At 70.2% G+C, this 23,837-nt stretch carries 23 protein-coding genes and 1 pseudogene; 8 read left to right on the forward strand and 16 right to left on the reverse strand.

Annotation, left to right across the window (positions count from 1 at the left end; all coding sequences use genetic code 11):
• The first annotated feature begins 80 nt into the window (after positions 1-80).
• Positions 81-2,285 (forward strand): MMPL family transporter, encoded by a 2,205-nt coding sequence (locus tag ACWDOP_RS29575; RefSeq protein ID WP_456347714.1) that lies wholly within the window; start codon positions 81-83, stop codon positions 2,283-2,285.
• Positions 2,286-2,354: 69 nt separating this feature from the next.
• On the opposite strand, the gene ACWDOP_RS29580 is transcribed toward ACWDOP_RS29575, so the two are convergent.
• The 4 genes and pseudogenes from ACWDOP_RS29580 to ACWDOP_RS29595 form a co-directional block, all read right to left on the reverse strand.
• Positions 2,355-2,582, reverse strand: a complete 228-nt coding sequence (locus ACWDOP_RS29580) for a hypothetical protein (protein WP_456347655.1) — start codon at positions 2,580-2,582, stop codon at positions 2,355-2,357.
• 164 nt (positions 2,583-2,746) lie between these two features.
• Positions 2,747-3,475 (reverse strand): TetR/AcrR family transcriptional regulator, encoded by a 729-nt coding sequence (locus tag ACWDOP_RS29585; protein WP_456347656.1) that lies wholly within the window; start codon positions 3,473-3,475, stop codon positions 2,747-2,749.
• A 60-nt stretch (positions 3,476-3,535) separates the two neighbouring features.
• Complete coding sequence (locus ACWDOP_RS29590) at positions 3,536-4,771, reverse strand: cytochrome P450 (RefSeq protein WP_454200479.1); 1,236 nt, start codon at positions 4,769-4,771, stop codon at positions 3,536-3,538.
• A gap of 138 nt (positions 4,772-4,909) precedes the next feature.
• Positions 4,910-5,110 (reverse strand): annotated as a pseudogene (locus ACWDOP_RS29595) (steroid C27-monooxygenase); the annotation flags it as partial.
• 194 nt (positions 5,111-5,304) lie between these two features.
• On the opposite strand from ACWDOP_RS29595, the gene ACWDOP_RS29600 reads away from it, so the two are divergent.
• Entirely contained in the window at positions 5,305-6,813 is a 1,509-nt protein-coding gene (locus ACWDOP_RS29600) for a sugar transferase (RefSeq protein WP_456347657.1), read from the forward strand.
• 99 nt (positions 6,814-6,912) lie between these two features.
• Positions 6,913-7,326, forward strand: a complete 414-nt coding sequence (locus ACWDOP_RS29605) for a hypothetical protein (RefSeq protein WP_456347658.1) — start codon at positions 6,913-6,915, stop codon at positions 7,324-7,326.
• Between the two features lie 43 nt (positions 7,327-7,369).
• Here the strand turns inward: ACWDOP_RS29605 and ACWDOP_RS29610 are convergent, their stop codons facing one another.
• The 4 genes from ACWDOP_RS29610 to ACWDOP_RS29625 all read right to left on the reverse strand — a co-directional run bounded on the left by ACWDOP_RS29610 (position 7,370) and on the right by ACWDOP_RS29625 (position 11,729).
• On the reverse strand, positions 7,370-8,593 hold the full coding sequence (locus tag ACWDOP_RS29610) for a vWA domain-containing protein (protein WP_456347659.1): 1,224 nt from the start codon (positions 8,591-8,593) through the stop codon (positions 7,370-7,372).
• Positions 8,590-9,828: an AAA family ATPase gene (locus ACWDOP_RS29615; RefSeq protein WP_456347660.1), complete on the reverse strand. Its 1,239-nt coding sequence runs from the start codon at positions 9,826-9,828 to the stop codon at positions 8,590-8,592. The genes ACWDOP_RS29610 and ACWDOP_RS29615 overlap by 4 nt, the downstream gene beginning before the upstream one ends.
• A 129-nt stretch (positions 9,829-9,957) precedes the next feature.
• Positions 9,958-11,376 (reverse strand): hypothetical protein, encoded by a 1,419-nt coding sequence (locus ACWDOP_RS29620; protein WP_456347661.1) that lies wholly within the window; start codon positions 11,374-11,376, stop codon positions 9,958-9,960.
• Positions 11,377-11,552: 176 nt separating this feature from the next.
• Complete coding sequence (locus tag ACWDOP_RS29625; protein WP_456347662.1) at positions 11,553-11,729, reverse strand: DoxX family protein; 177 nt, start codon at positions 11,727-11,729, stop codon at positions 11,553-11,555.
• A 94-nt stretch (positions 11,730-11,823) separates the two neighbouring features.
• On the opposite strand from ACWDOP_RS29625, the gene ACWDOP_RS29630 reads away from it, so the two are divergent.
• On the forward strand, positions 11,824-12,123 hold the full coding sequence (locus ACWDOP_RS29630; protein WP_456347663.1) for a hypothetical protein: 300 nt from the start codon (positions 11,824-11,826) through the stop codon (positions 12,121-12,123).
• On the opposite strand, the gene ACWDOP_RS29635 is transcribed toward ACWDOP_RS29630, so the two are convergent.
• The 5 genes from ACWDOP_RS29635 to ACWDOP_RS29655 all read right to left on the reverse strand — a co-directional run bounded on the left by ACWDOP_RS29635 (position 12,117) and on the right by ACWDOP_RS29655 (position 16,335).
• Entirely contained in the window at positions 12,117-12,911 is a 795-nt protein-coding gene (locus tag ACWDOP_RS29635) for an SDR family oxidoreductase (protein WP_456347664.1), read from the reverse strand. The genes ACWDOP_RS29630 and ACWDOP_RS29635 overlap by 7 nt on opposite strands.
• Positions 12,912-12,997: 86 nt before the next feature.
• Positions 12,998-13,576, reverse strand: coding sequence for a TetR/AcrR family transcriptional regulator (locus ACWDOP_RS29640; RefSeq protein ID WP_456347665.1), 579 nt, complete (start codon positions 13,574-13,576; stop codon positions 12,998-13,000).
• A gap of 32 nt (positions 13,577-13,608) precedes the next feature.
• Positions 13,609-14,502, reverse strand: coding sequence for a hypothetical protein (locus ACWDOP_RS29645; protein WP_456347666.1), 894 nt, complete (start codon positions 14,500-14,502; stop codon positions 13,609-13,611).
• Positions 14,503-14,574: 72 nt separating this feature from the next.
• Positions 14,575-15,459 (reverse strand): alpha/beta fold hydrolase, encoded by an 885-nt coding sequence (locus ACWDOP_RS29650; protein ID WP_456347667.1) that lies wholly within the window; start codon positions 15,457-15,459, stop codon positions 14,575-14,577.
• A gap of 138 nt (positions 15,460-15,597) precedes the next feature.
• On the reverse strand, positions 15,598-16,335 hold the full coding sequence (locus ACWDOP_RS29655) for a nuclear transport factor 2 family protein (protein WP_456347668.1): 738 nt from the start codon (positions 16,333-16,335) through the stop codon (positions 15,598-15,600).
• Positions 16,336-16,397: 62 nt separating this feature from the next.
• Between ACWDOP_RS29655 and ACWDOP_RS29660 the strand changes: the two genes are divergently transcribed.
• Together ACWDOP_RS29660 and ACWDOP_RS29665 are read left to right on the forward strand one after the other, a co-directional pair.
• A complete protein-coding gene (locus tag ACWDOP_RS29660; protein ID WP_456347669.1) occupies positions 16,398-16,982 on the forward strand; it encodes a TetR/AcrR family transcriptional regulator in 585 nt (194 codons plus the stop codon).
• Positions 16,983-17,029: 47 nt separating this feature from the next.
• The gene (locus ACWDOP_RS29665; RefSeq protein ID WP_456347670.1) at positions 17,030-17,626 is read left to right on the forward strand and encodes a transglutaminase-like domain-containing protein; all 597 of its coding nucleotides are present in this window, start codon (positions 17,030-17,032) and stop codon (positions 17,624-17,626) included.
• A 4-nt stretch (positions 17,627-17,630) separates the two neighbouring features.
• On the opposite strand, the gene ACWDOP_RS29670 is transcribed toward ACWDOP_RS29665, so the two are convergent.
• The gene (locus ACWDOP_RS29670) at positions 17,631-18,479 is read right to left on the reverse strand and encodes a hypothetical protein (protein WP_456347671.1); all 849 of its coding nucleotides are present in this window, start codon (positions 18,477-18,479) and stop codon (positions 17,631-17,633) included.
• A gap of 32 nt (positions 18,480-18,511) precedes the next feature.
• Positions 18,512-18,709 carry a hypothetical protein gene (locus ACWDOP_RS29675; protein WP_454200463.1) on the reverse strand — a complete coding sequence of 66 codons (198 nt, stop codon included), beginning with the start codon at positions 18,707-18,709 and terminating at the stop codon, positions 18,512-18,514.
• Positions 18,710-18,956: 247 nt separating this feature from the next.
• Between ACWDOP_RS29675 and ACWDOP_RS29680 the strand changes: the two genes are divergently transcribed.
• Positions 18,957-19,628, forward strand: coding sequence for a GntR family transcriptional regulator (locus ACWDOP_RS29680; protein WP_456347672.1), 672 nt, complete (start codon positions 18,957-18,959; stop codon positions 19,626-19,628).
• 4 nt (positions 19,629-19,632) lie between these two features.
• Here the strand turns inward: ACWDOP_RS29680 and asnB are convergent, their stop codons facing one another.
• Positions 19,633-21,474, reverse strand: coding sequence for an asparagine synthase (glutamine-hydrolyzing) (gene asnB / locus ACWDOP_RS29685; protein WP_456347673.1), 1,842 nt, complete (start codon positions 21,472-21,474; stop codon positions 19,633-19,635).
• Between the two features lie 208 nt (positions 21,475-21,682).
• Between asnB and ACWDOP_RS29690 the strand changes: the two genes are divergently transcribed.
• The gene (locus ACWDOP_RS29690; protein ID WP_456347674.1) at positions 21,683-23,812 is read left to right on the forward strand and encodes an alginate lyase family protein; all 2,130 of its coding nucleotides are present in this window, start codon (positions 21,683-21,685) and stop codon (positions 23,810-23,812) included.
• The last annotated feature ends 25 nt before the right edge of the window (positions 23,813-23,837 follow it).

Consider the following 23,837-nt stretch of genomic DNA (forward strand, 5'->3'; position numbering starts at 1 on the left):
GTAACCCGCTGGCGCACAAGCGAAGACGCGACCCTGACGCGCGGCGACGCCGATCTTGCTTGCTACCGTGACTCATGGATCTGTTCGGACGATGGGGTGAGCTGGCCTACCGCGGCCGGTTTCTCATCATCGGTGTGATGGTGGCGGTACTGCTCGGACTCGGCGCATACGGCCGCGACCTGGGCAATCACGTGACCGGTGGTGGTCTGTTCGATCCGAATTCCGAATCGACCGAGGCCGCCAATCTGGCCGCCGGGGCGTTCGGCCGCAGCCACGCGGTCGACGTGGTCGTGCTCTTCACCGCGCCCCCGGGCAAGACCGTCGACGACCCGGATTTCGCGGCGACGATCGTGAGCCATCTCGACGAGCTGCCGCGCGCGTACCCGAACCAGATCGACGGGGTGTTCGCCTCGTACTGGCGCACCGAAACCGGCAGCACCAGTAGCGCACTGGCCACCGAGGACCGCACCCGCGCCCTGGCCGCGATCGCCCTGCGCGGTGAGACCGACGGCGATCTGGGCGCGAACTACCGGGCCGTCGAGCACGCCTTCGAGATCCCGGGGGTGGATGTCCGGGTCGGCGGTATGCAGCCGGTGGCGGTGACGCTCAACGACACCATCGCCGATGACCTGCACCGGATGGAACTGCTCGCCATTCCGCTGGTGGGGCTGCTGCTGTTCTTCATCTTCGGCGGCCTGGTCGCCGCGTCGCTGCCGCTGATCATCGGCCTGCTCACGGTGCTCGGCGCGTTCGGCGTGGTGCGCTACCTGGCCGGCTTCACCGAGGTGAACTACTTCGTCACCCCGGTGGTGTCGATGATCGGGCTCGGGCTGGCCATCGACTACGGGCTGTTCATCGTGAGCCGATTCCGCGAGGAGCTGGCCGCGGGGCACGGCACCCCGGCCGCGGTGCGGCGCACGGTCATGACCGCGGGCCGCACGGTGGTCTTCTCGGCGACGATCATCGTGGCGAGTCTGGGTGGGCTGCTGCTGTTTCCGCAGGAGTTCCTCAAGTCCATCGCCTACGGCGCGATCGCGACGGTGACCCTGGCGGCCATCACCGCGCTCACGGTGCTGCCCGCGATGCTGGCGGTGCTCGGGCCGCGCGTGGATCTGTTCGGGCTGGCCCGATTCCGGCGCGCCCCCACCGCGGCGCAGCTCGAGCGCGGGTTCTGGGCGCGCAGCACCTCGTGGGTGCTGCGCCATCCGGCCAAGATCGCGATCCCCATCTTCCTGGCGCTGGTGCTGCTGATCCTGCCGATCCAGAATCTCGTCTTCGGCGGGTTCAGCGAGAAGTACCTGCCGCCGAGCAACGCGACCCGGCAGGCGGTCGAGGAGATCGACGCGCACTTCCCGCTGCGCAAGACCGATCCGCTCGAGATCGTCTTCGTCTCCGACACCTCCGCGGCGGTCGGCCCGCTCTGGGACCTCGCGAATCTGGCGCCGGGTCTGCTGGGGCGGTTCGACATTCCCGCTCGATCGGCGGTCGATCCGCACATCTACCGGACCCAGGCGCCGGTGCAGGACATCAACGACGCCGGCGAGACCATCGAATATCTGCGCGGGCTCGACGTTCCCGAGGGCACACGCCTGCTCGTGGGCGGTGTGCCCGCGCTGCAGAAGGACACGATCGACGCGCTGCTGGCCGTGATGCCGTGGATGATCGCGGTGGTCCTGCTGGCGACGACCCTGCTCATGTTCCTGACCTTCGGGTCGCTGGTGCTGCCGATCAAGGCCGTGCTCATGAGCGGTCTCGGGCTCGGCTCCACCCTGGGCATCGTGACCTGGATCTTCGTCGACGGGCACGGCGCGGAGGTCCTGGACTTCACCCCGCAGCCCGGTCAGGCCGTGATCCTGGTGCTGATCGCCGCCATCATCTACGGCCTGTCCACCGACTACGAGATATTCCTGGTCTCGCGCATGGTCGAGGCCCGCGCCCGCGGCGCGAGCACGAACGAGGCCATCCGCACCGGCACGATCCAGACCGGCGGCATCATCACCGCGGCCGCCCTGATCCTGCTGGTCGTCACCGGCGCGTTCGCGTTCTCCGACCTGGTTCTCATGCAGTACATCGCGTACGGCATGATCGCCGCCCTGATCATCGACGCCACCGTGCTGCGCATGTTCCTGGTGCCGGCGGTGATGTCGCTGCTCGGCGATCGCGTGTGGTGGGCCCCGGCGTGGATGAAGCGCATTCAGGAGCGCATCGGGCTGAGCGAGCCGATCCTCGACGACGAGGCGCCGCCCGCCCGCCCGGCCGGTGAACTGGTCAAGTCCGGGAGTTGAGCACCGCCGCACCGTGATTCGGTGCGGCGACCCCGCGCGCGGGCGGGATCGGTTCGGCGCGAACGCGACTCAGCTGCCGCCGCCACCGCCCCCGCTGCCGCCGAGACCGCCGCGTTCGGTGGTCGTGGCGGGCGACTGGGGTTTGCTCAGGCCGGGTGAGGTGGTCTTGGGCGCCGTCGTGGTGGCCTTGACCGTGGTCGAGCTCACCACGGGTTTCGGCGTCGACGGGCGGCTGCTGCCGCCGCACCCGGTGATGAGCAGTGAGACCGCGACCGCAGCCGGCAGGGCATAGGTCACCCGCCGTGATTTCAGTGACCTGCGGCGCGCAGGCTTGTCCGAGGATGCACCCGGCATCATCGCCCCCCGATATTCGTATGTGTGAAGCCGCCCGAGGGTAACAGCAAAACCGTTTCGGACCAATCGAATAGCCGGGCAACGGACACCGTCCGGCCACGCGGGATTCAGCCGGCGGTCACGCCGATGCTACGGCCGATATCGGTGAGGGTGGCATCGAAGAGCACATCCGGATTGCCGATGGGAATCGGATAGTTGCCGAAGACCTCGAGGGTGACGTGGCCGTAGAGGCGGGCCCAGAACTGGATCATCACGTAGCTCACGCCCAGATCCAGTTTCTCGGCCGGGAACTTCTGCCCGGACTCGGCCAGCACGCGCAGCAGATCGGTTTGGAATGCGATCAGGTCGTCGCGCAGTTCGCCGGGGATGAGTTCCACCGGCGGGGTGACGATGTCGTAGTCGGTGAGCAGGCGCCCGGCGGCCTCGAGGAAGAGCCGGCCGACGGGTTCGCCGAATTGCTGCATGGCACTGCCGAATCCGGCGGCCGAGGGGGACGCGAAGACGAGCGTGAATTCCCGCGCGTGCGCCAGCGACCAGCTCCGGAAGCCCCGGCACACGGCGAAGAAGCGCACCCCGGCGTCATCGGGCAGGCCCTGCACCGCGGCGGCCAGATCGGTCGCCAGGTCGGCGCACACGTCGGTGCGCACCGCGGCGACGAGTTGATCGCGCGATTCGTAGTACCGGTAGAGCGCGGGCGCGGTGATACCGAGCTCGCGCGCGATGGCCCGCAGCGTAATCGCCTCCAGGCCCTGCTCCACCAGCAGTGACCGCGCGACGCGGCGGATGTCTGCATCACTGACCGCAGGCATCCGGCCGCGTCGGCGTTGTTCACTCACACTGTCTCCATCGGCGAACAAGCGTGGGCCCAACGTGGTCACGCCGGGCCCCATGATCGCTTACTCGTACTTGACCTGCCAGCTCTTGATTCCGTTCAGCCAACCCGAACGGAGACGAACCGGCTCGGACACCTCGCTCAGGTTCGGCATCACATCGGCGATGGCGTTGAAAATGAGGTCGATCTCCAGGCGAGCCAGGTTCGCACCAACACAGTAGTGGGTTCCGGTGCCGCCGAAGCCAACATGCGGATTGTTCTTGCGCAGCACGTCGAACTGGTGCGGGTTCTCGAAGTGCTCTTCGTCGAAATTGGCGGCGGAGTAGAACATTCCGACGCGCTGGCCCTTCTTCAGCTCCTGGCCGCCGAGGACGGTGTCCTGCAGGACGGTGCGCTGGAAGGCGATGACCGGGGTGGCCCAGCGGACGATCTCGTCGGGAGCGGTGCGCGGGCGCTGCTCGCGGTAGATCTCCCACTGATCCGGGTTGTCGACGAACGCCTTCATGCCGTGCGTGATGGCGTTGCGGGTGGTCTCGTTGCCGGCCACGGCCAGCAGGATCACGAACCAGGCGAACTCTTCCGAGGTCAGGCCCTCGCCGTCGACGTCGGCCTCGAGCAGCGTGGACATGATGTCCGCGTGCGCGTCCAGGTCGACGGGGCACGCGCGCTTGCCCTCGGCCAGGTTCCACGAGTAGCCCATGACCTCGGCGGTGGCGACCTTGTGGTCACCCTCGAAGTCGGGATCGTCGTAGGAGATCATCTGGTTGGTCCAGTCGAAGATCTTGCCGCGATCTTCCTGCGGGATGCCGATGAGTTCGGCGATGGCCTGCAGCGGCAGCTCGCACGCGACCTGGGTGACGAAGTCGCCCGAGCCCTGCGCCTTGGCCTCCTGCACGATCTTCTCCGCGCGGTCGCGCAGCGCGGCACGCAGCGATTCGACCGCGCGCGGGGTGAAGCCCTTGGAGACGATGCGGCGCAGCTTGGTGTGCCGGGGCGGATCCTGGTTCAGCAGCAGGAAGCGCTGAACCTCGATCTCCTCGCGCAGGATGTCGTCGTAGAAGCGGATGACCGCGGTGTTCTCCTCGGAGGAGTACACCTCGGGGTTCTTCGAGATCTCGCGGATGTCTTCGAGTTTGGTGACGGCCCAGTAGCCGTCGTCCTTGAATCCGCTGCCGGCCTGGGGAACCCAGGCGACAGGCGAGGTACGGCGAAGCTCGGCGAACTCCTCGACGGGCAGTCGAGTGGCGAGCAGATCGGGATCGGTGAAATCGAAGCCGGCGGGGCTGGTCGGCGCGGACACGGTTACCTCCTTTGGAACACGTTCCCGAGCAGTGAACCACACCACACCCGGGTTTGTGAACATGTATTACTAAAACATGTTCACAAACCGTGCGGTATGCGGAGAAGCCCGCTGGTCAGCGCCGTCCCGCCCGCGACATCACTCGTAGGCGACCTGCCAGCTCTTGATGCCGTTGAGCCGGCCCGAACGCAGCCGCACCGGTCCGGAGAGCTGGCGCAGGTTCGGCATCACGTCGGCTATCGCGTTGAACAGGAGGTCGATCTGCAACCGGGCCAGGTTCGCCCCCACGCAGAAGTGGGTGCCGGCACCCCCGAATCCTACGTGCGGATTCGAATCGCGCAGGACGAGCGGTGCGGCCGGGCGTACCGCGGCGGGCGCAGAAAACCCGCAGAAACACCAAACCCGTTGGCATTTCGCGTCATTCGGTAGCGATCAATGCTGGCCGGACGATGAACAGAACCAGTAGTATTCAGCTGGGCGTCCGGTCGGGGGGACTACCACGAGACTCACGTGTCGCATGATGGAGCTGCAGGATGGCCTTCCGGATCGACCAGGAACAGACTCGACGAAGAACGCAACGCAGGGGTGGCGCGCCGCGGTCCGGCAAGGACCGCTGGCAATCGGAATACGTTCGCCGACTGCGGATTACCGATGCGCTGGTAGTTTGCTCCGCCGTGGCCGCGGCGCAATTCCTGCGCTTCGGCGACCCCGGCAGCGACCCCATACTGGACTGGGCGGGCGACGCCCGCATCGGCTATTCGGCCATCTCGCTCGTGCTGGCGCTGGCCTGGGTGAGCTTCCTCGCGGTGGGAAACGTGTGGTCCACCGCCATCATCGGCACCGGGCCGGAGGAATACCGCAGGCTCATCGCGGCGACCATGCGGCTGTTCGGCCTGATAGCCATCGTCTCCCTGCTGCTTCGAATCGAGTTCGCGCGTGGCTATCTCGCCATCGCGCTGCCGGTGGGCCTGCTGGGCCTCATCCTGAATCGCCTGGGCTGGCGCAAGTTCGCCGCGCGTCAGCGCCGTTCCGGACGCTATCTCACCTCGGTTCTCGTTGTGGGCCGACGGGATTCGGCGCTCGAGATCATGCGGTGCTTCGCCCGCGATCCGGCGGTCGGGTACTCGGTGGTCGGCGTCTACTCCCCCTATCTGCTCGATCCGGCCGATTTCGAGATCATCGAGGACGTCGAGCTGCCGGTGATCGGTGCGGAATCCACGGTGCTGGAGGCGGTTCGGGAGACCGGGGCGGACACCGTCGCCATCGCCGCCACCGAGCAGCTGGGGCCGCGCGGGATCAACGATCTGGTGTGGAAGCTCGCGCCGCTGGGCGTGGATCTGGTGGTGACGCCCGGCGTGGTCGACGTGGCCGACCAGCGCCTGTCCATCCGGCCGATCGCCAACCTTCCCCTGCTGCACATCCAGAAGCCGCAGTACGATCGCGCGAAGTCGTTCGGCAAGACCGCCTTCGACGTCCTGTTCGCCCTCACCGCCCTGCTGGCGGTGGCGCCCTTCATGGTGATGCTCGCGGTGGCCGTCAAGGTCAGCAGCCGCGGTCCGGTGTTCTACCGGTCCGAGCGCATCGGCCTCAACGGGCATCCCTTCCAGATGATCAAGCTGCGCACCATGCGGGCCGACGCCGACAGCGCCCTGGCCGAACTGCTCGCCGAGAACGAGGGCGCCGGACCGCTTTTCAAGATCCGCGACGATCCCCGCGTCACCCCGGTGGGCCGCCTGCTGCGCCGCTACAGCCTCGACGAGCTGCCCCAGTTCATCAACGTGCTGCGCGGGGAGATGAGCGTGGTCGGCCCGCGCCCGCCACTGCGCACCGAGGTGGAGCGCTACGACGGCAAGGTCCGCCGCCGCCTGCTCGTCAAACCCGGCGTCACCGGCCTCTGGCAGGTCTCGGGCCGCTCGGATCTGTCCTGGGAGGAGTCGGTCCGCCTGGACCTGTCGTACGTGGAGAACTGGAGCATGGTCCAGGACCTGCTGATCATCAAGAAGACCATCACCGCCGTCGCGGCGAGTGACGGCGCGTACTGACCCGGCCCGGCCGAAAGCGGCGCGCCCGCCGGCGGCCGCTGGCTACGATCGAGGCCGAACTTCCCGCGCTCGACAGGCATCAACGGTCAGGAGACGCTCGTGTTCACATCCACCCACGCGCTGCTCGCGGTCGCGGCGGCCACCGCCACCGCCCTCTGCGCGGCGCCCGCCGCCGCGGGCCCCGAGGTCGAGTCCATCACCCTGAACGCGGTCGTCACCCCCACCCCCGACGGCCTGCTGGCCACCGGCACCTACCGCTGCGAGGCGGGCATCGGCTATCTCGATGTCACCGCCGCGATAGCCACCAGCGGCAGCGGCACCATCGGGCTCGCGAGCTCCCCGCCCGGGATCACCCTGCAGTGCACCGACCGCGTCGAAACCTGGTCGGCCACGCTGAAACCCACGAACAACCTCCCGGTGCTCGTCCCGTACACCGACGGCGCCGGCACGGCCCAGCTGAACCGCAAGTACTGGAAGGTCGATTCCGGCGAGGTGCTCCTGCACGCCGGTTGAGCCGCGGCCCAGCGGTTCTCGCGCCGGGTGCGGCCCACCCGGCTCAGCCGATGCGCACCACCCGGGCCCACTCCGGCGGCTTGTCCGGCACGTACTCCGAGTCCTCGCGCCACGAGCGGGTGCGCTCGCGGCCGAACAGGCCGACCACGGTCCGGCAGGACGGGCGGCTGGTCGGCCAGGGTGTCTGGCCGTCGGTCAGCACCACGATCACGTCCGGGCGTGGCTGGGCGGTCAGGGCTTTGGCGAAACCCGCGCACAGGTCGGTGCCGCCGCCGCCCATCAGGGGTATGCCCTCGGCGCGGCACAGGGGGTCGGCGACGCGGGCCGCGGCGTCGCACGACAGCACGGTGACCAGGTCGCGGCGGCCGCCGGCGGCGCGGGTGATGGCGGCCGTTTCCAGCAGGGCGCTGCCGAGTTCGGCGTCGCTCACCGACGCGGAGGTGTCGATGATGACGCAGATGCGGGGCGGGGAGCGGCGCAGGCTGGGCAGCACGATGCCGGGCAGCGCGGTCGCGCGGCGGGCGGGGCGGCCGTAGGTGTAGTCGTCGCCGGCGCCGCCCGCCGAGACCGCGGAACGCACGGCCGCGCCGAGCAGGTCGCGCCAGGGTTGCGGCGGGTGCACCGCGTCCTCGGCCCAGCGCCGCCAGCCCGCGGGCGCGCTGCCGGGGCGGCCGATGATGCCCTGCGCCACCCGGAATCGGACGGCGTCGGTTTCCTGTTCGCTGAGTCCGTCGGCCCCGTCCGGGCCCAGATCCCAGTCCCGCTCGGCGCCGTCCGCGCCGCTGCCGCAGTCGAGCCAGGCCATGGCGGCCGTGCGCGGGCCGAGCCGGAACTGGTGCAGGTAGTCCTCCATGAGTTCGCCCTCGGGCAGGTTCAGGGTGGCGGGCAGGACGGCGCCCTCGGGCTGGATCAGGCCGTCGCCGAACGCGTCGTCGTTGATCTCGGCGTCGGCGGCGATGTTCATGCGCAGGCGTTCGGCGGGCCCGGTCAGGTTGTGCCGCTTGGCGAATCGGTCGCTGCGGCCGTGGTGGTCGCGCAGCAGATGCGAGACCTCGTGCACGAGTACCGACGCCAGATCCTCCACGGGGGTGCGCTCGACGAAACCTGCGGAGACGTAGCAGCGCCAGAACCTGTCGACCGCCATGGTCGGTGTCCGGGGCGAGTCGATGATCCGCATGGCGAACAGCGCCGTCGCGAGGTACGGCCGTGCCCGGACCGCGACGAGCCGTGCGGCGGCGAGCTTTTCGAGATCGAGTACCAGTGTCATCGGCTCACCGCGGCCTTGACGCGATCGGCGGCACGGTCCGCCTCTTGCGCGACCGACACCATCGCGGCGAGATCCTCGATCGCGGCGGGGACATCCCAATCACCCTGGCGCAGGGTGGCCAGCGTCGTGGCGGGCACCACTACCAGGTCCGGCGCACCGGTTTCCACCGCCTTCACCAGCAGCGCCCAGGCCGCGTCCCAGCGTTCCCGTTCCGGGCGTTTGCGCACCGCGGCGACCACGGCGTCCAGTACCGCCTGGCGCAGATCGCCGCGTTCGGGCAGGTCGGCGGCGGCGGGATCGGCGAGCAGGGTTTCCGGGTCGGGCAGGTCCATGCGCTCGATCCAGGTGAGCAGTTCGAAGCCGGGACCGTCCCCGACGGCGCCCCGGATCAGCAGGGACAGCACGTCGGGGGTCGAGCCGGCCGCGGTGGCGAAGGCGATCAGGCGCAGGGTCATCTCCCAGCTGCGCGGCGACGGCCAGGCCCCGCCGCGGCGGGTCTCGGTGGTCGGCAGCTGATGCACGAGCTTGGGGCGGCCCGCGAGCAGGCCGCACACCGCGCGGCGGGCGAAAGCCACAGCGCCGGTGAGCAGTTCGGGATCCAGGACCGGCAGCGTAGCCCGCGGCCAGGTGCCGCCGAGGCCGCGGACGACCACGTCGTGATCGTGGGTCCAGTACAGGTGCACGAATCGGTTGGCCAGCGGCGGGCTCAGTTCCCAGCCGTCGGCCGCGCTCGAGCGCGGGTTGGCGGCGGCGACGATGCGGATGCCGGGCGGGAGCTGGAGGGTGCCGATGCGGCGTTCCAGGACCAGGCGCAGCAGGGCGGCCTGGACCGCGGGCGGGGCGGTGGAGAGTTCGTCCAGGAACAGCAGCCCGCGGCCGGCGCGGCAGAGGTCGACGGCCCAGTCCGGCGGGGCCATCGGGACGCCGTTGTGCGCCGGGTCGTCGCCGATGATGGGCAGGCCCGAGAAGTCCGACGGCTCATGGACACTCGCGATCACGGTGGTGAGGGGCAGGTCCAGGGACTCGGCGAGCTGGGTCAGGGCGGCGGTCTTGCCGATGCCGGGTTCGCCCCACAGCAGGACCGGGAGGTCGGCGGCGACCGCCAGGGTCAGGGCTTCGAGCTGGATGTTCGGGCGGGGTTCGGTGGTCGAGTCGCCCAGCAGCGTGAGCAGGTCCGCGGCGACGTCGAGCTGCGCGGAGTGCGGGCGGGTGGCGGCGGAAGCGAGTGTGAGCATGTGTGAATCACCTTGGGGTCGTGTCGAATCGGGTTCGGCGCGCGGCGGATACCCGGGGGTGGTGGTCGGGCGGGTCACGCGGGCGTATCCGCGTGCGTGGCGCGGCGGTCGGGACCGTCGCGGTGGTCGTCAGCGCTGGGTGGCGAGGCGGGGATGATCGCGACCCGCGGGACGCGGTGCGCGCCTGATGCACGGGTCCGGGGTGGACAGGCCCGCGCGGAACATGCCGTAGCGGATCCGGCGTTCGGCGGCGGCTTCCAGTTCGTCCCGCAGGGCGCCCGGGCGCAGGACCGCGTCGGGGCCGAGCAGGGTGTCGACGATGGTCAGGACGCCGTCGATGTCGCCGTGGCTCAGGCGTTCCCGGACGCCGGCGAGGCAGTCGGGGTGCCGGTGTGCCCGGTCGATCGCCTGGAGACAGGGCAGCGGGGTGCCGGTCAGGGCGACCAGCAGCTCCTCCCGGCGGATCTCGCCGGGATCGTGATCGAGCGCGGTGAGCACCCCGTCGCGCAGTCCGATGCGATGACGTTCGCCCCGGCAGTCGACCGAGCGGGCCCGGTCGGCGAGGTCGGTGGCATCCGCGCGGGCGCGGGGTTCGTGATCCGGTACGAGCGACGCGGCGACCAGCGGGTGCAGCCGGTCGGGTGTGATCGCCTCGGCGCGTAGCAGTTCCAGGTCCGGCAGCGTCCAGGTCGCGGCGTCGGGCAGCACGGGGAGCCCGGAGATCTCGCCGGTGGGGACACCGCGGGTGATCCGCAGGTGGGGCGGATCGCCGCCGGGATCGGACAGTTCCACCACGATCCGCCGGCGCGCCCCCGGGCGTACCAGCAGCGGGCCCGAGGTATATCCCTGCGCGCGCAACAGAATCCGGGCCTCGTCTGTCCATCGCCGCACCGCGCACCCGTGCTCGGCCCACGCCAGCAGTTCCGCGTCGAGGGTGCCGGGATGGCCGCGCTCGCCAGGGGTCGGGACGCTGTCGTCCGATTCCGTTGCCCCGGAACGGATCGGCAGTTCGTCGCTGCGGCTCGCGTCCCACAGGTGCCGGTGCAGATCGAGCCGGAAGCGCCGGTCGGGCCGGGGATGCGGATGCAGGCTCGTGCCCGCCGAGGGCAGGTTCTCACCCCACAGCGCGAGGCTCACACGCTGCCCCGCGTCGGCCCACTCCGGCGCGGTCCGGACGACGAGTTCCACCGAACCGTCCATGCCGCAGGGGTTTCCGAGTTCGTCGGCCCCGTATCGAGCCAGCCCGATGGTCAGCCCCGCCCGCAGCAGTCCGTCCGGCGCGACCCTGGGCATATGCCAGCGCAGCAGATCCGGCGCGAGGAGCCGCAGGTCCCCCCTGATCCGGGCCGCCATGCTCCGCCCGTACACCCGGGCCACGGCTCGCAGGTCGACGTCGACATCGAAACCCGCGGCGGCACAGGCCCCCGCCCAGTCACCGGCGCGTCGCCGCGCGGTCGCGTTGTCGATCATGGAAGGCGGCACGGCGTATTCCCGCACGCGCTGCCAGAGAGAAATCCGGGAAGCGTTCTCGTTCACAAGGTCGTGCATCAGCACTCACCTTCAGCGAACGAGACCCCCAATCCTGATTCAGAATGAGTGTTCATCGCCCAGATCATATATCCCCGCCCGCCCCCTGGCGAGCCGCCCCGCACACCGATCACACGACGCGCGGGAAAGCCGTCGTCGTTCTTGATGTTTCAGCCCGGTCGCGCCGGACAGATGTACTACGCAGCCGCCAGCTGCACCATGTAGATGGTCGATGCCGCCGCGAGCAGCAGGAACAGCCCGGGAAACGCGATGTTGTGGAACACCCGGGTGTGCACGTGGACGGCGATAGCCCCGACGAAGAAGGCGGTCCGGCCGACGCCGGCCGCGACGCCCAGCCGGGGCGCCGCGATCACGCCGGCAAACCAGGCCCACCGCCCCGGCCAGTTTCAGCGTCGCGAGATAGGGCACGGCGGCGGGCGGCAGACGGACCTCGACGGAGTCGCGCTGATGTCCGATGACTGTGTGCGCGTTGCCGATCCGGCCCTGGTCCCGGCGCACACGCCGACGACGGTTGTCGGCGCCGACGCGATCGCGCGGGAGACTCGACTGTTCGCCGACCGCATCCGGGCGGGCACACCGATGCTCGCCGACGGCCGCAGGGTGCACGTCATAGCCCCGGGCGGTCATCGTTTCGCGGTCGTGGACATCACCGTCACCGCGGGCCGGGTCGCCCGGACCGAGATCACCCGCGCCGGTGCGCACGTCGACCTCACGATGCTGCCGCCCACCGCCCTCGCCGGCTACTGAACCGTCTTGATCGCCCCGCCGTCGGCCAAATAGTCTGCGCCGGTGAGGTTTCCGGACAGCGGAGAAGCCAGGAACGTCACCAGGGCCGCGGTTTCGTGTGGCTCGGTGAGCCGGCCGGTGGTGATCCCCATCCGGGCCGGAGCTTGCGCGAGAAACTCGTCGAGGGTGAGCCCGTTCTTATTGGCGACGTGGGCGGCGTACCCGTCTGCGGCCGACCAGTTGCCGGTGCGGGTGGGTCCGGGGGAAACGGTGAGCGCGCGCAGGCCCTGCCCGCCGAATTCCTCGGCGAGAGCCTTCGTGAGGTTGTTGAGCGCGGCTTTGGCGGTGCCGTAGTCGACCGGATGGTAGGCGGCGCGGGCCCCGATGGAGGAGATGTTGATGACCACGCCACGCTGCCGGAGCAGGCTGGGCAGAAGGTGGCGGGTGACCCGGACGGTGGCGAACAGGTTGAGTTCGTAGGTGCGTTGCCAAGCGTCGTCGGCGATGTCGAGGAAGCCGGCGGCATCGGCGCTGCCGGGTACGACGCCGCCGAGGTTGTTGATCAGGATGTCGGTCTCGCCGAGGATCTCGGCGGCCCGCTCGGCCAGCACGGCGGCGCCGTCCGGGCCGGCGAGGTCGACCGGCACGGCGGTGGCGCGTCCGTCGAGCTCGCGCAGTTCGGGGGTGATGGTGCGAGCGGCGGCGACGACACGAACCCCTTCGGCGGTGAGCGCCCGCACGATTTCCAGGCCGATTCCCTTGCTCGCTCCGGTGACAACGGCGGTCTTCGCGGATAGTTGCAGATCCACAGCGCATTCCTTTCTGGAACTACAGTTACAATTTCAGGGCAGCGTGCACGGCTTCGTGCCGAACCGCCGGCCCGAGTGGTGGCGAATTACAGTGCGCGCATGGCCGTTTCGACCAACCCGGCGAGCCGGTCGGAACGGGGGTCGGCCTTGGCGAGTACGCGCATGCCGTTGATGGTCGCGAGCAGGAAGGTCGCCGCGGCGTCCGGATCGAGGTCCCCGGCGAACTCCCCGGCGCGCCGGCCCTCCTCGATGGCCCCCCGGAACGCGGCGTGCTGACGGTCGAAGATGCGCCGAACCAGCAGGTCGACCATCTCGTCCTCGCCACCCAGCTCGACAGCGGTGTTGGCGGCCAGGCATCCGCGACGTTCGGTGTCGTCGCAGGCCGCATCCAGCACCATGGTCAGCGCGGCGTGTACGCGTTCGCGAGGTTGCCCGGGCCCGTCGAGCAGGTCGATCACACGAACCGTTTCCTGGGCCTGATAGCGGCGCAGCGCCCGCTGGAACAGGTCGCGTTTACCGGCGAACGCGTTGTAGAGGCTCCCGCGCCCGATACCGATCGCGTCGAGCAGGTCCTGCGGCGTGGTCCGGGCGTATCCCTTGCGCCAGAACACTTCCATCGCCCGTGCGACCGCCTCGTCCGGGTCGAAACTCTTGGTGCGTGCCACCCGGTCGACGGTAGGTGATCTGTAACTATGAGTCAAATATTCAACGGGTCGGTGCTCGCGGGCATCGAGACCGAACGGGGAAGCTCGGCCTCGAGGATCGCGGCCAGATCCTGCCGTGCGGACCGGTCGCCCTCGGCGGACAGCGACCGCAGCAGGGTGAGCGCGGCGTCGCGCTGGTTCTGCATCAGCAGCAGTGCCGCCCGGGTGCGGTGGTACGCCTTCATGTCGGCGGGTGCGAGGACGTCGATGGCGGCCGCCAGGAACTCGCCTCCACGCCATCCCGACGAATGCAGCACCAGACGTTCGTGCAACCACTCGTCCGGACCGATGTCGGCCAGCAGCGCGGCCGCGTCCCCGAGCCGGTTCTCGAGCGGACTCCACCACAGCAGGACGATCCAGGCCAGTTGCCGTTTCGCGTCGAGGTCCCCCGCGGCCATTCGGCGGCGCAGTGCGTCGAGGTACTCGCGACGCACACCCGCCCACCCGCTCCCCCGATCGATAAGGCCGCACGCGTCCAGCCAGCCTCTCATCCGCACTGGTTCGAACAGCTCCGGCGGGCCCTGCGCCAGCACCGCCATGGCCTGCTCGGGGTGTCCCTGCCCCGCCAACAGCCGGGCCAGCCGTCGCCGTGCGCCCCGGAACCCGGTCGCCGCCGACGGTCGCAGTACCTCGATGCCCTCCGCGAAGAGGCGATGCCGAACGAGCCAGTCCGAGTATCCCCGCCGCGCGTACTCGTCGCCGCCGGCCATCCGTTCGTGCAGTTCACCGAGGCGTCCGGCGCGGGAGAGCCAGATCGCCAGCTGCCGCGCCGCGTGCGGGTCACCGGCGTTCGCGCGCGCACGGAGCTCGTCGATGCGGCCCGCGCGCGCCAGGAATTTCGCGACCTTCAGGGGGTTACGGGCGTCGGGATGCACGCCGACAATCATGCAGCGCAATTCAATTCGATGGAATCGAATATCGGCCCCACGGACAATTGCTCCGTGCCCGGCGGGGCGCCCTCAATCGACCGGGGTGCGTTCCTGTGCGGCGACGAACCCGAGGAACCGGGGTAGCACCCGGCCCGGGATCGCGAAGATCAAGTCGTGGCCGACGCTGGGGTAGATCTCTATATCGGCGTGCGGCAGGAACTTTCGGGCGCGGGCCGCGGCGACCTCGGGGTCGTGGACCACCGTCTCGCTGCCGAACAACACGAGGACGGGGGCGGTGACCGTCGCGAAGCGGTCGGGGGGTAGGGGGCGGGGCCAGGGCAGGGACACCCGGAACTCGAAGGACGCCAGCAGCATTGCCCAGACCTCGTCGGTGAGTTCGACCCGGGGGGAGAGCCAGCGGTTGAACTTCTCCATCCGGGCGCGGGTCGGGCGTATTCCGGCGCCCAGGAACTTGAACAGCACCTTCCAGGGTGGCCTGGCGAAGGTGGCGGGGGCCGGCTCCAGCAGGCTCAGGCTCGCTACCCGGTCGCCCTGCCACGCCGCGACCACCGCGGCGATCCACGCGCCCTGCGAATACCCGGCCAGGTGCACGCGATCCACGCCGAGCCCGGCGATCACCTCGCCCACCCAGGCCGCGATGTCACCTTCACCGGCGAGCGGCGCCGTCTGCTCGCATCGGCCCGCCCACCCCAGGACATCCATCGCGTACACCGTGCGCTCGCGCGACAACTCCGCGACGAACGGCTCCCAGAACAGGCTGTTGCCCGCCAGCCCGGGCAACAGCAGCAGCGGCACCCCCGCACCGCGGCCCGACCGCCGCACCCGGGTCGTCCCGAAGGAAGTCCGGACGTCGATCTCCTCCGACTCGACCGGCCACTGCCGCGCCACCGCGTCGTAGGCCCGCAGGTAGACGGCCTCGGCCTCGTCACTCGCGAACCGCCCGATCTTCGGCATCCTCGCCCCTTTCACCGTTGATGGTACGAACATATCAGATAGTTGATATGCGCGTACCATCAACGGAGAAGGCCGCGGAGCGCCCGGATACGTTGCACCCCTGCCGATGTCAGAGCCACGGGCACTGCCCGCGAGAGATCACCCCGCCACTCGCCGCAGCCGCGTCGCGACCCGGGTCGCCACCCCCGCCCCGCGCAGCAGCCACCCGAACGCGGGCGACGCGGGCCCGGGCACCAGCCCCGCGAGCTGCACCGCGTCGACCAGGTCGTACAGCGTCTCCCCCTCCACCATCAGATGATCGGCGTCGAAGTGATACCGGTCGACGGCCGTGCACTGGACGAAATTCCCGTTGCCGGGCAGCTCGGGCGCGCCCGGTCCGTACGGGTGGAGCTTGAGCGGCCCCACCAGATGCCCGGATCCGTAGTAGCGCACCACCATTCGCAGCGTTCCGTCGGGCGCGACGTCCACGTAGCTCTGGCCGGGAATGGGGTCGTAGCGCCAGTCGGGGATGGCGTCGAAGAAGGCGAAGTTGTAGGTGACGAACTCGTCGAGGCCGGTCATGGTGGCGCCGAGGGTGGTGACGTCCTTGTAGCGCAGCCCCGGGGAGTAGAGCTCGTGGTTGTGGCTCATGTCGCGAGCCTGCCAACTCCACCAGTACTTCTTGGCCCACTCCAGCGTCCAGGCGATGTCCAGCCCGTGGCGGGCGTAGAACTCGATCTTGCGCTCGTACTCCTCGAACCACGTGCGAGTCATCGCGGTCAGGGCGGCCTCGTCCAGGACGGGGACGGGTTCGGCCCGGTTCGTGAGAACCGCCGGAATCGGTTGCGCCAGGCGGGGTTGCGCCAGCGCCCGCTGGAACTGCTCTTCGGTGAACATCGCGATCTCCTATCGGGAAGCACCTGCTTCCCGATAGTGATGGTTCTTGTAGGGTGGGGTCCGTGTCAAGGAGTTACGGCGGGCAGAGCGCCGCCGACCGCGCCGCCGACCGGCGTACCCGGCTCATCGAGATCGGCTTCGAACTGGTTGGCGCCCAGGGCGTTTCCGCCCTGGGCATGCGGGCCGTCTGCCGCGCGGCGGGCCTGAGCCAGAAGTTCTTCTACGAGAGCTTTCCCGACACCGACGCGCTCCTGCACGCCGTCCACCGCGCGGCCCTGACCCGCCTGGAGCACGCGGTCGCCCCCGCCGCCGGGGACCTGCGCGCGATCTTCGAGTCGGCCGCCGAACTCATGGAGTCAGATCCCCGCGTCTGCCGCGTCCTGCTGATCGAGCCGATAGCCGACGCCCGCCTGCGCGGTCACGTCCGCGACTCCATGCCGGCCCTGACCCGCGCCGCCCTCGGCGACCGCGTCACCGGCTCTCCCGACGATCCGGCCGTCCGGATGCGCTTCTCCGCCCTCTTCGGCGCCCTGATCTCGCTGTTCATCGAGTGGACCGAGGGCAGCCTGGGCACCGACCGCACCGCGTTCGCCGAGCACGCCACCCGGGTGACCACGCACCTGCTGGGCGAGCACGCCGGCCGATGACCGGACACGCGCGGATGCGCACCGGGGTGACGAACTATCGTGACGGAATGCCGTTTACGCCCGTATCCAGTCTCGACCCGTCCGCGTTCCTCGCCGGTGACGCGGTGGTCGAGGTCGACCATCCGGAGGTGCGCGCGCTCGGGGAAAAACTCCGATCCGAGAGCGACGGCGACATCGACTTCGCCCGCCGCGCGTTCGAATGGGTGCGCGACGAGGTCGGGCATTCCTACGACGTGCGCGACCCGCGCGTGACCCTGCGCGCGTCCGAGGTCCTCGAGCAGCGGGTCGGGCTCTGCTACGCCAAATCACACCTGCTCGCCGCGATCCTGCGCGGACAGGGAATTCCGACCGCACTCTGCTACCAGCGCCTGACGGACGATCCGGGCCACGTGCTGCACGGTCTGGTGGCGGTCCACCTCGACAACGGCTGGCACCGGCAGGACGCGCGCGGGAACCGCAACGGCGTCACCGCCGAATTCTCGCTCGGCGCCGAACAACTCGCGTTCCCGGTCGACGAGGCTGCCGGCGAGATCGACTACCCGGAGCTGTTCGTCGCCCCGGCGCGATCGGTCGTCGACACCCTCGGCGGCGCGGGCGCGGGGGTGTCGGTCCTCGATCTCGAACTGCCGTCCGAACTGGACTGACCGCTCACATCGTGCAGGCCCAGGTCCGGCGAACCCAGGTCTGGGCGGTGTCGGCGAGATTCCACCACGAGACGTAGTGCGGATCGGCCGATTCCAGCGTCCACCGCGTATCGAGCGCGTCGAAGAAGGCGTCGTCCGCGGTCTTACCGCCGCGCGGTTCCCCGATGTACACCAGGCGATCTCCCCCGGAGTCCTCGAACCGCGCCAGCGCCTGCGAGGCCATGGTGTTGCCCCAGCCCGGCGGCCAGCACAGCAGCAGCACCTGCTCGCCGATCTCCCGGGTGCGCGCGGAATACGCTGCGAGGTCGCCGATCTCGTGCCAGGTGGCGGGTTGTCCCGTGACGGCCGGGAACGAAAGATTCGAGATCTCGTCCGGCGGTTCGGAGTCGAAGGCGTCCACCCGCACCCCCGCCCCGGACAGCTGCGCCGCCCAATACCCCCGGCCCGCACCGAGTTCCAGCACCGGCCGGTTCCCGCAGAACCGCGCGATCCACGCCAGCGTCGCCGGCGCGGGAACCGCGTAGGCGTACGCGGCTTGCAGTACGGTCTGCGCGTAGGCCAGCCGGGCGCTGCCCGCGGCCCGGCCGCCGTCGACCACGACCCGCCCCGACCGCTCCGACACCGAGGGCGCGACGATCTCCCAGTAGGGATTGGCGGCCCGGCCCCCGGTCAGGTAGTGCACGAGCCGCAGATCGAACGCCGCGTCCGCCCGCTCGTCCCCGCTGCCCGGCAGCTGTCCGGCCGTCGCGAGATACTCGGCCACCACCGGGAATTCGGCCCGTAGGCGCGGTCCGTCGTCCAGCAGTTCGACCAGTTCGCCCCTGCGCTCGGCGGACAGCACCAGTTCAGCCATGCGTTCGATTCGCTTTCCGTCCGGGCGGCCCCTCAGTCACTCCGCCACCGATTCCACGCGACCGCCGAATTGCCCGCGTGCGAGCGCTCGAGCCGGGGAACCAGCTTCGAGTAGTACGACTTCGCCGCACAGTCCTCGTCGCACTCCCGGTGTTTGGCCAGCGCACTTCTCGCAGTCTCCACGTTCATGACCGGGTAGCCCGGGACACCGTGATCCACATAGCCCGTCACCGCGCTCGTCCTCTCCGGAGCCCGCCTTCGCTGCGAAGACGATGCAGCAAGCGTAGCGAAATCTGCGTATACGCAACACAACTTCGCGTATACACACCTGAAAATGCAGCTGTCCAGTCATGTTCCACACAACTTCGCCACCCGCCCGGCACGGGTGTGCGACCGAATCGGTCTATGCGTATACGCAGCGTGGGTACCCTGATGAGAGCCGACAGCCCGCGCGACACCCGATTCGGAGGACCACACCATGACCGAACCGCAGTACGTCGCCATCGCGGGCAGCCTGGCCCGGCAGGTCCGCACCGGTGCGCTGCGACCCGGCACGCGACTGCCCAGCTACACCGAAATCGCGGAGCGGCACGGTGTTTCGGACATCGTGGTGCGCCGCGCGGTCAAGCTGCTGATCAGTCAGGGTCTGGTACGAACCGTGGAACGACGCGGCACGTTCGTCACCGCGCGGCCGAATCTCGCCCGGGTGGCGCCCGAGCGCCAGTTGGAGAGTCCGGAAACGACGTTCGGCAACGAATCGGATCGGGACGTGCTCATCGAGCGCGAGACCGCCCGGCTGGCGGCCACGCCCGCACTGGCCGAGGCCCTCGAGATCCCGGAAGGCACGGAGGTGACCCGGGTGATCACCCGGGCGTCCGAGGACGGTCGCGCGGTGTCGATCTCCGATTCCTTTCAGCCCCCGGGCGTCAACGGAGTCGCCGGCGCGGCCTATCTCGAGGAGACCGTCGCCGACCGGCTGCCGTCCCCCGAGCACGCCGCCTGGCTGGGCACGCCCCGGGGCGATCTGGTGAAGTCGGTCCATCAGCGCTTCCTCACCGAGGACGACCGCGTCGTCATGGTGTCCGACATCTCCTATCCGCGAGATCGCTACGACACCTTCGTGTTTCGCATGCGCCTGCGCGCGGACTAGCCGATCACCGCGTCTCGACGAGCTGTCGCTGGAACTCGCGGTGCCAGATCTCCAGTGACAGCAGCGTCCAGATGCGCGGTTGTTCATCGCGCCCGCCGGAGGAATGCGCCGCCAGCAGCCGCCGGATCGCCGCCGGATCGAAGATGCCCGCGACGAAGGACGACGGTCCGGTGAGCAGGTCGTGGGCCAGGTCGTGCAGATGACCCCGGAACCAGGCGTCCAGGGGCACCTTGAACCCGACCTTGGGCCGATCCACCAGGTCCGCCGGAAGATGCCCGCGGGCAAGCTCTTTCACGATCCACTTGGTGGTGCCGTTGCGCACCTTCACCGCGCTCGGCAGCCGGAAGGCCAGTTCCGCGACGCGATGATCGAGGAACGGCGGGCGCAGTTCGAGGGAGGCCGCCATGGACATGCGGTCGCCGCGTTCGAGCAGGTTGTCCGCCAGCCAGGTGTGCACGTCGGCGTAGAGCATGCGCCGCAACGGGTCGCCGCGACCCTCCAGATACGGCGCCAGGACGCTGCGCTCGGGCGGACCGCCCAGCAGTCCGTCTCGTTCACGAGAGGTGAAGGGCGCGAACCACCCCCGCATCCGCTCGGGATAGCTCGGTTCGGACAGCGCGCGCAGGGCCACGGTCAGGCGGGCGCGATCGGCGGGCATCCGGCCCTCGAGCAGGCGCAGCGGCGCCCCGGGGAACAGCCCGGCGGCGCGGGTGGCGCGGGCGTAGCGGTATTTCGGGTAGCCGCCGAACAATTCGTCGCTGCCCTCGCCGGACAGCACCACCTTCACGTGCTCGCGCGCGAGTTCGGCGAGCCGGAACACCGCCACGTCGGCGGGCTCGGACAGCGGCGAGTCCCGGTGCCTGCTGAGCCGAGCCCAATCGGCCTGGAAATCGTCGGCGGTGATGACGGTTTCGTGATGCTCGCTGCCGACGACCGCGGCCGCCATCCGCGCCCATTCGGTCTCGTCCACCCGATCGTCACCGAAGCCTGCCGAGAATGTGTGCAGCCCCGCGCCGCCGCGCTCGCGGGCCACCAGCGCGCAGATCAGACTGCTGTCGACCCCGCCCGAAAGATACGCTCCCACCGGAACATCCGCGACCAGCGCGTCGCGCACCGAGGCCCGCAGCGCCTCGTCCAGCAGCTCGACGGCAGCCTGCGGCGTGACATCCATGATCTCGGACTCGGCGGGCAGCCGCCAGTACCGCTCGATCCGCACGCTGCCGTCCGCGCCGACGGTGAGGTGATGCCCCTGCGGCACCTTGCGCACCCCGTCGAAGAACGTGTACGGCGCGGGCACCGAACGGTGCGCCAGGAAGTCGTGCAGGCCCGCGGTGTCCACGCGCGGCGAATCCAGCACCGGCAGCAGCGCTTTGATCTCCGAGGCGAAGGCGAAGAACTCGTCGTCGAGGTAGTAGTACAGCGGCAGGATCCCGAGCCGGTCGCGGAACAGATGGGTCTCCCCGGTCCGCGCGTCGTGGATGGCGTAGGCGAACTGCCCGCGCAGCCGCCGGACCCCGCCCACCCCGTCCCGCTCGTACGCGGCCAGCAGCACCTCGGTGTCACCGTGGGTGGTGAACGGATAATCCAGCTCGGCGCGCAACTGCCGGTAGTTCAGGATCTCGCCGTTGAAGGCGATGTGGGTGTGCTCCCCGGCGCCCGCCATGGGCTGGGCCGATCCCGCCAGATCGATGATCGCGAGCCGGGAGTGCGCGAATCCGACCGAACCGGCGGTCCACACGCCCGACGCGTCGGGTCCCCGGTGGCGCAGGCATTCCCCCATCTTCGCCAACAGTTCTCCGCTGACCGGAGCACCGTCGAACCGGCGCACCCCGGCTATTCCGCACACGTCTGCCCCGATTCACCGTCGACCGTCATGCCGTCACCCATCTGCGCGTGCCCGCCTGCCAAGGGTAACCGGGGTGCCGCCGGGTGTCAGCGGATGTAATCGCCTGGGCCATCGGGGAATTCGGGGCACGCGGGCCGTACACGGATGCGGGTATCGTGCACATCGACACCGCGGGGGCGTGGCGATCGCCCGGGGCGAAAGGCATGTGTTGACCCAGCTGCTCTGGTACCTGCACCGGCTGCGCACCATGAGCGGCCCGGAAATGCTGTGGCGCACGGCCCGGCTCCGCGAGCGCCTGCGCCCGCGCCGGGTCAGCTGGGCGGTCGCTGGCGCGGACCTGTTCGGCCCGGCCGAACCGTCCTGGCCCGACGCGCTGCGCGAGTTCCGCGCGGGGAACGGTCGCCCGGTACTGCTCGATCACGACCGCGCCGCCGTGGTCGCCGCGGCCGATCCCGAGGCGGTCGCGGCGGTGCTGGCGGCCGCCGAACGGGTGCTCGCCGGGCGGGTGCGGTTCTTCGGCTACCCGGCCGCCGATCTCGGCGCGCGGATCGACTGGAATCACGATCCGCTCACCGGAACACGCTGGCCCACCGCCAATTCCGAGCGCATCGATCATCGCACCGCCGCCGGGGATCCCAAGTGGATCTGGGAGCTCAATCGCCTCCAGCACCTGCCGTGGCTGGCCCAGGCGTGGCTGTTCACCGGTGAGACCCGGTTCGCCGACGCCGCGTTCGACCACCTCGACTCGTGGATGGAGCAGCAGCCGCCCGGAGCCGGAATCGCGTGGCGCGGCGCGTTCGAATGCGGCGTGCGCGCGATCTCGGTGGCGGTGGCGCTGCAGGGGCTGCGCGCGGCGCCGGGCCTGACACCCGAGCGGTATCGCCGGTACGTCGTGCTGCTGGGCGAGAGCGCCCGGCGCTGCTGGAGCGACCGCTCGCTGTTCAGTTCCGCGAACAATCACCTGATCGGCGAACTGGCGGGGCTGGCCGTGGTGGCGCTGCTGCTGCCGGAGATTCCGGCGGCGGCGCGCTGGGCGGCCGACGCGCTCGAGCTGCTCACCGAGCACGCCGATCGCCAGCTCCTGCCCGACGGCGCGGGCGCGGAACAGGCCGTGGCGTACCAGCTTTTCACCGTGGAGCTGATCGGCGTCGTCCACGCCCTGCTGACCCTGCGCGGCGACCCGCCCGCTCGACTCGGCGCCGCCATCGTCCGTAGCTCGCGATATCTGGCGCTCACCGTCGGCGACACCGATCCGCAGCCGCGCTACGGCGACGACGACGGCGGTTTCGCCCTGCGCCTGGGCGCGGAGGAGATCCGCACGGTGCGTGCGCATCTCGGTATCGCCGACGCCCTGGTTCCGGAACCGGCCGCCGCCCGCGCGGGCACCCCGAGCCTGACCGCGGCCTGGTTGCGCGCCGCGCTCGGTTCGGCCGCGCCGCTCGCCGCCGATCCCCCGGGCAGCGGTTACGCCCCGGACGGCGGCCTGGTGGTCCTGCGCGCCCGCGCCCGCCGCGTCACCATGGATGTCGGTCCCCTGGGCTATCTCTCGATCGCGGCCCACGGTCACGCCGACGCCCTGGCGCTCACCCTGGCGGTCGCCGGGCACGAGCTCGTCGGCGATCCCGGAACCGCGAGCTACTACGGACATCCGAGCCGGCGCGCCGCGCACCGCTCCACCCGCGCCCACGCGACGGTGACCGTCGACGACCTCGACCAATCGGTCATGGGCGGCCCCTTCCTGTGGCGCACCCGCGCCGCGGTCCGCGTCCGCGCGGTGGACCTGGTGCGGGGTGTGGTGGATGCCGAACACGACGGGTACACCCGTCTGGCCGAGCCCGTCGTGCACCGGCGCTGGCTGGTGGCGGCGCCGGACAGCGTGGAAGTCGCTGTGGTGGACCTGATCTCGGGCCGGGGCCCGCACACGGCCCGGCTGACCTGGCCCCTGCATCCGGCGCTGCGGGTTCGTTCCCACGGCGCGGGCCACCTCGCGTCGCGGGCCGGTGTGCCGGCGCTGGCGCTGGCGTACGCGTCGAATCGGCCCCTGGAAGCCGAGGCGGTACACGGCGACGCGGACACCGACCTCGGCTGGTGGTCCGAACGCCTGGAATCGCGCGAGGCGTCCTGGGCGGTGGGCGCGCGCTGTTCGGGCGATGTGCCACTGGTCCTGCTCACGGTGCTGACACCGCTGGGCCCGGACATCGAACCCCCGCGCGGTCTCGACGTCATCCACGCGGACGACCGGATCATCGCCGCCTGGACGAACGGGCACACCCGCCGCATCCTGACCATCGACCCCCGGCGCGCGGGCGCCGCGGAGATCGGCGACGCGGCCCCCTGAGCACCGCCGCCGCCGCCGCGCATCG

This window comes from Nocardia sp. NPDC003693 (assembly GCF_053981095.1).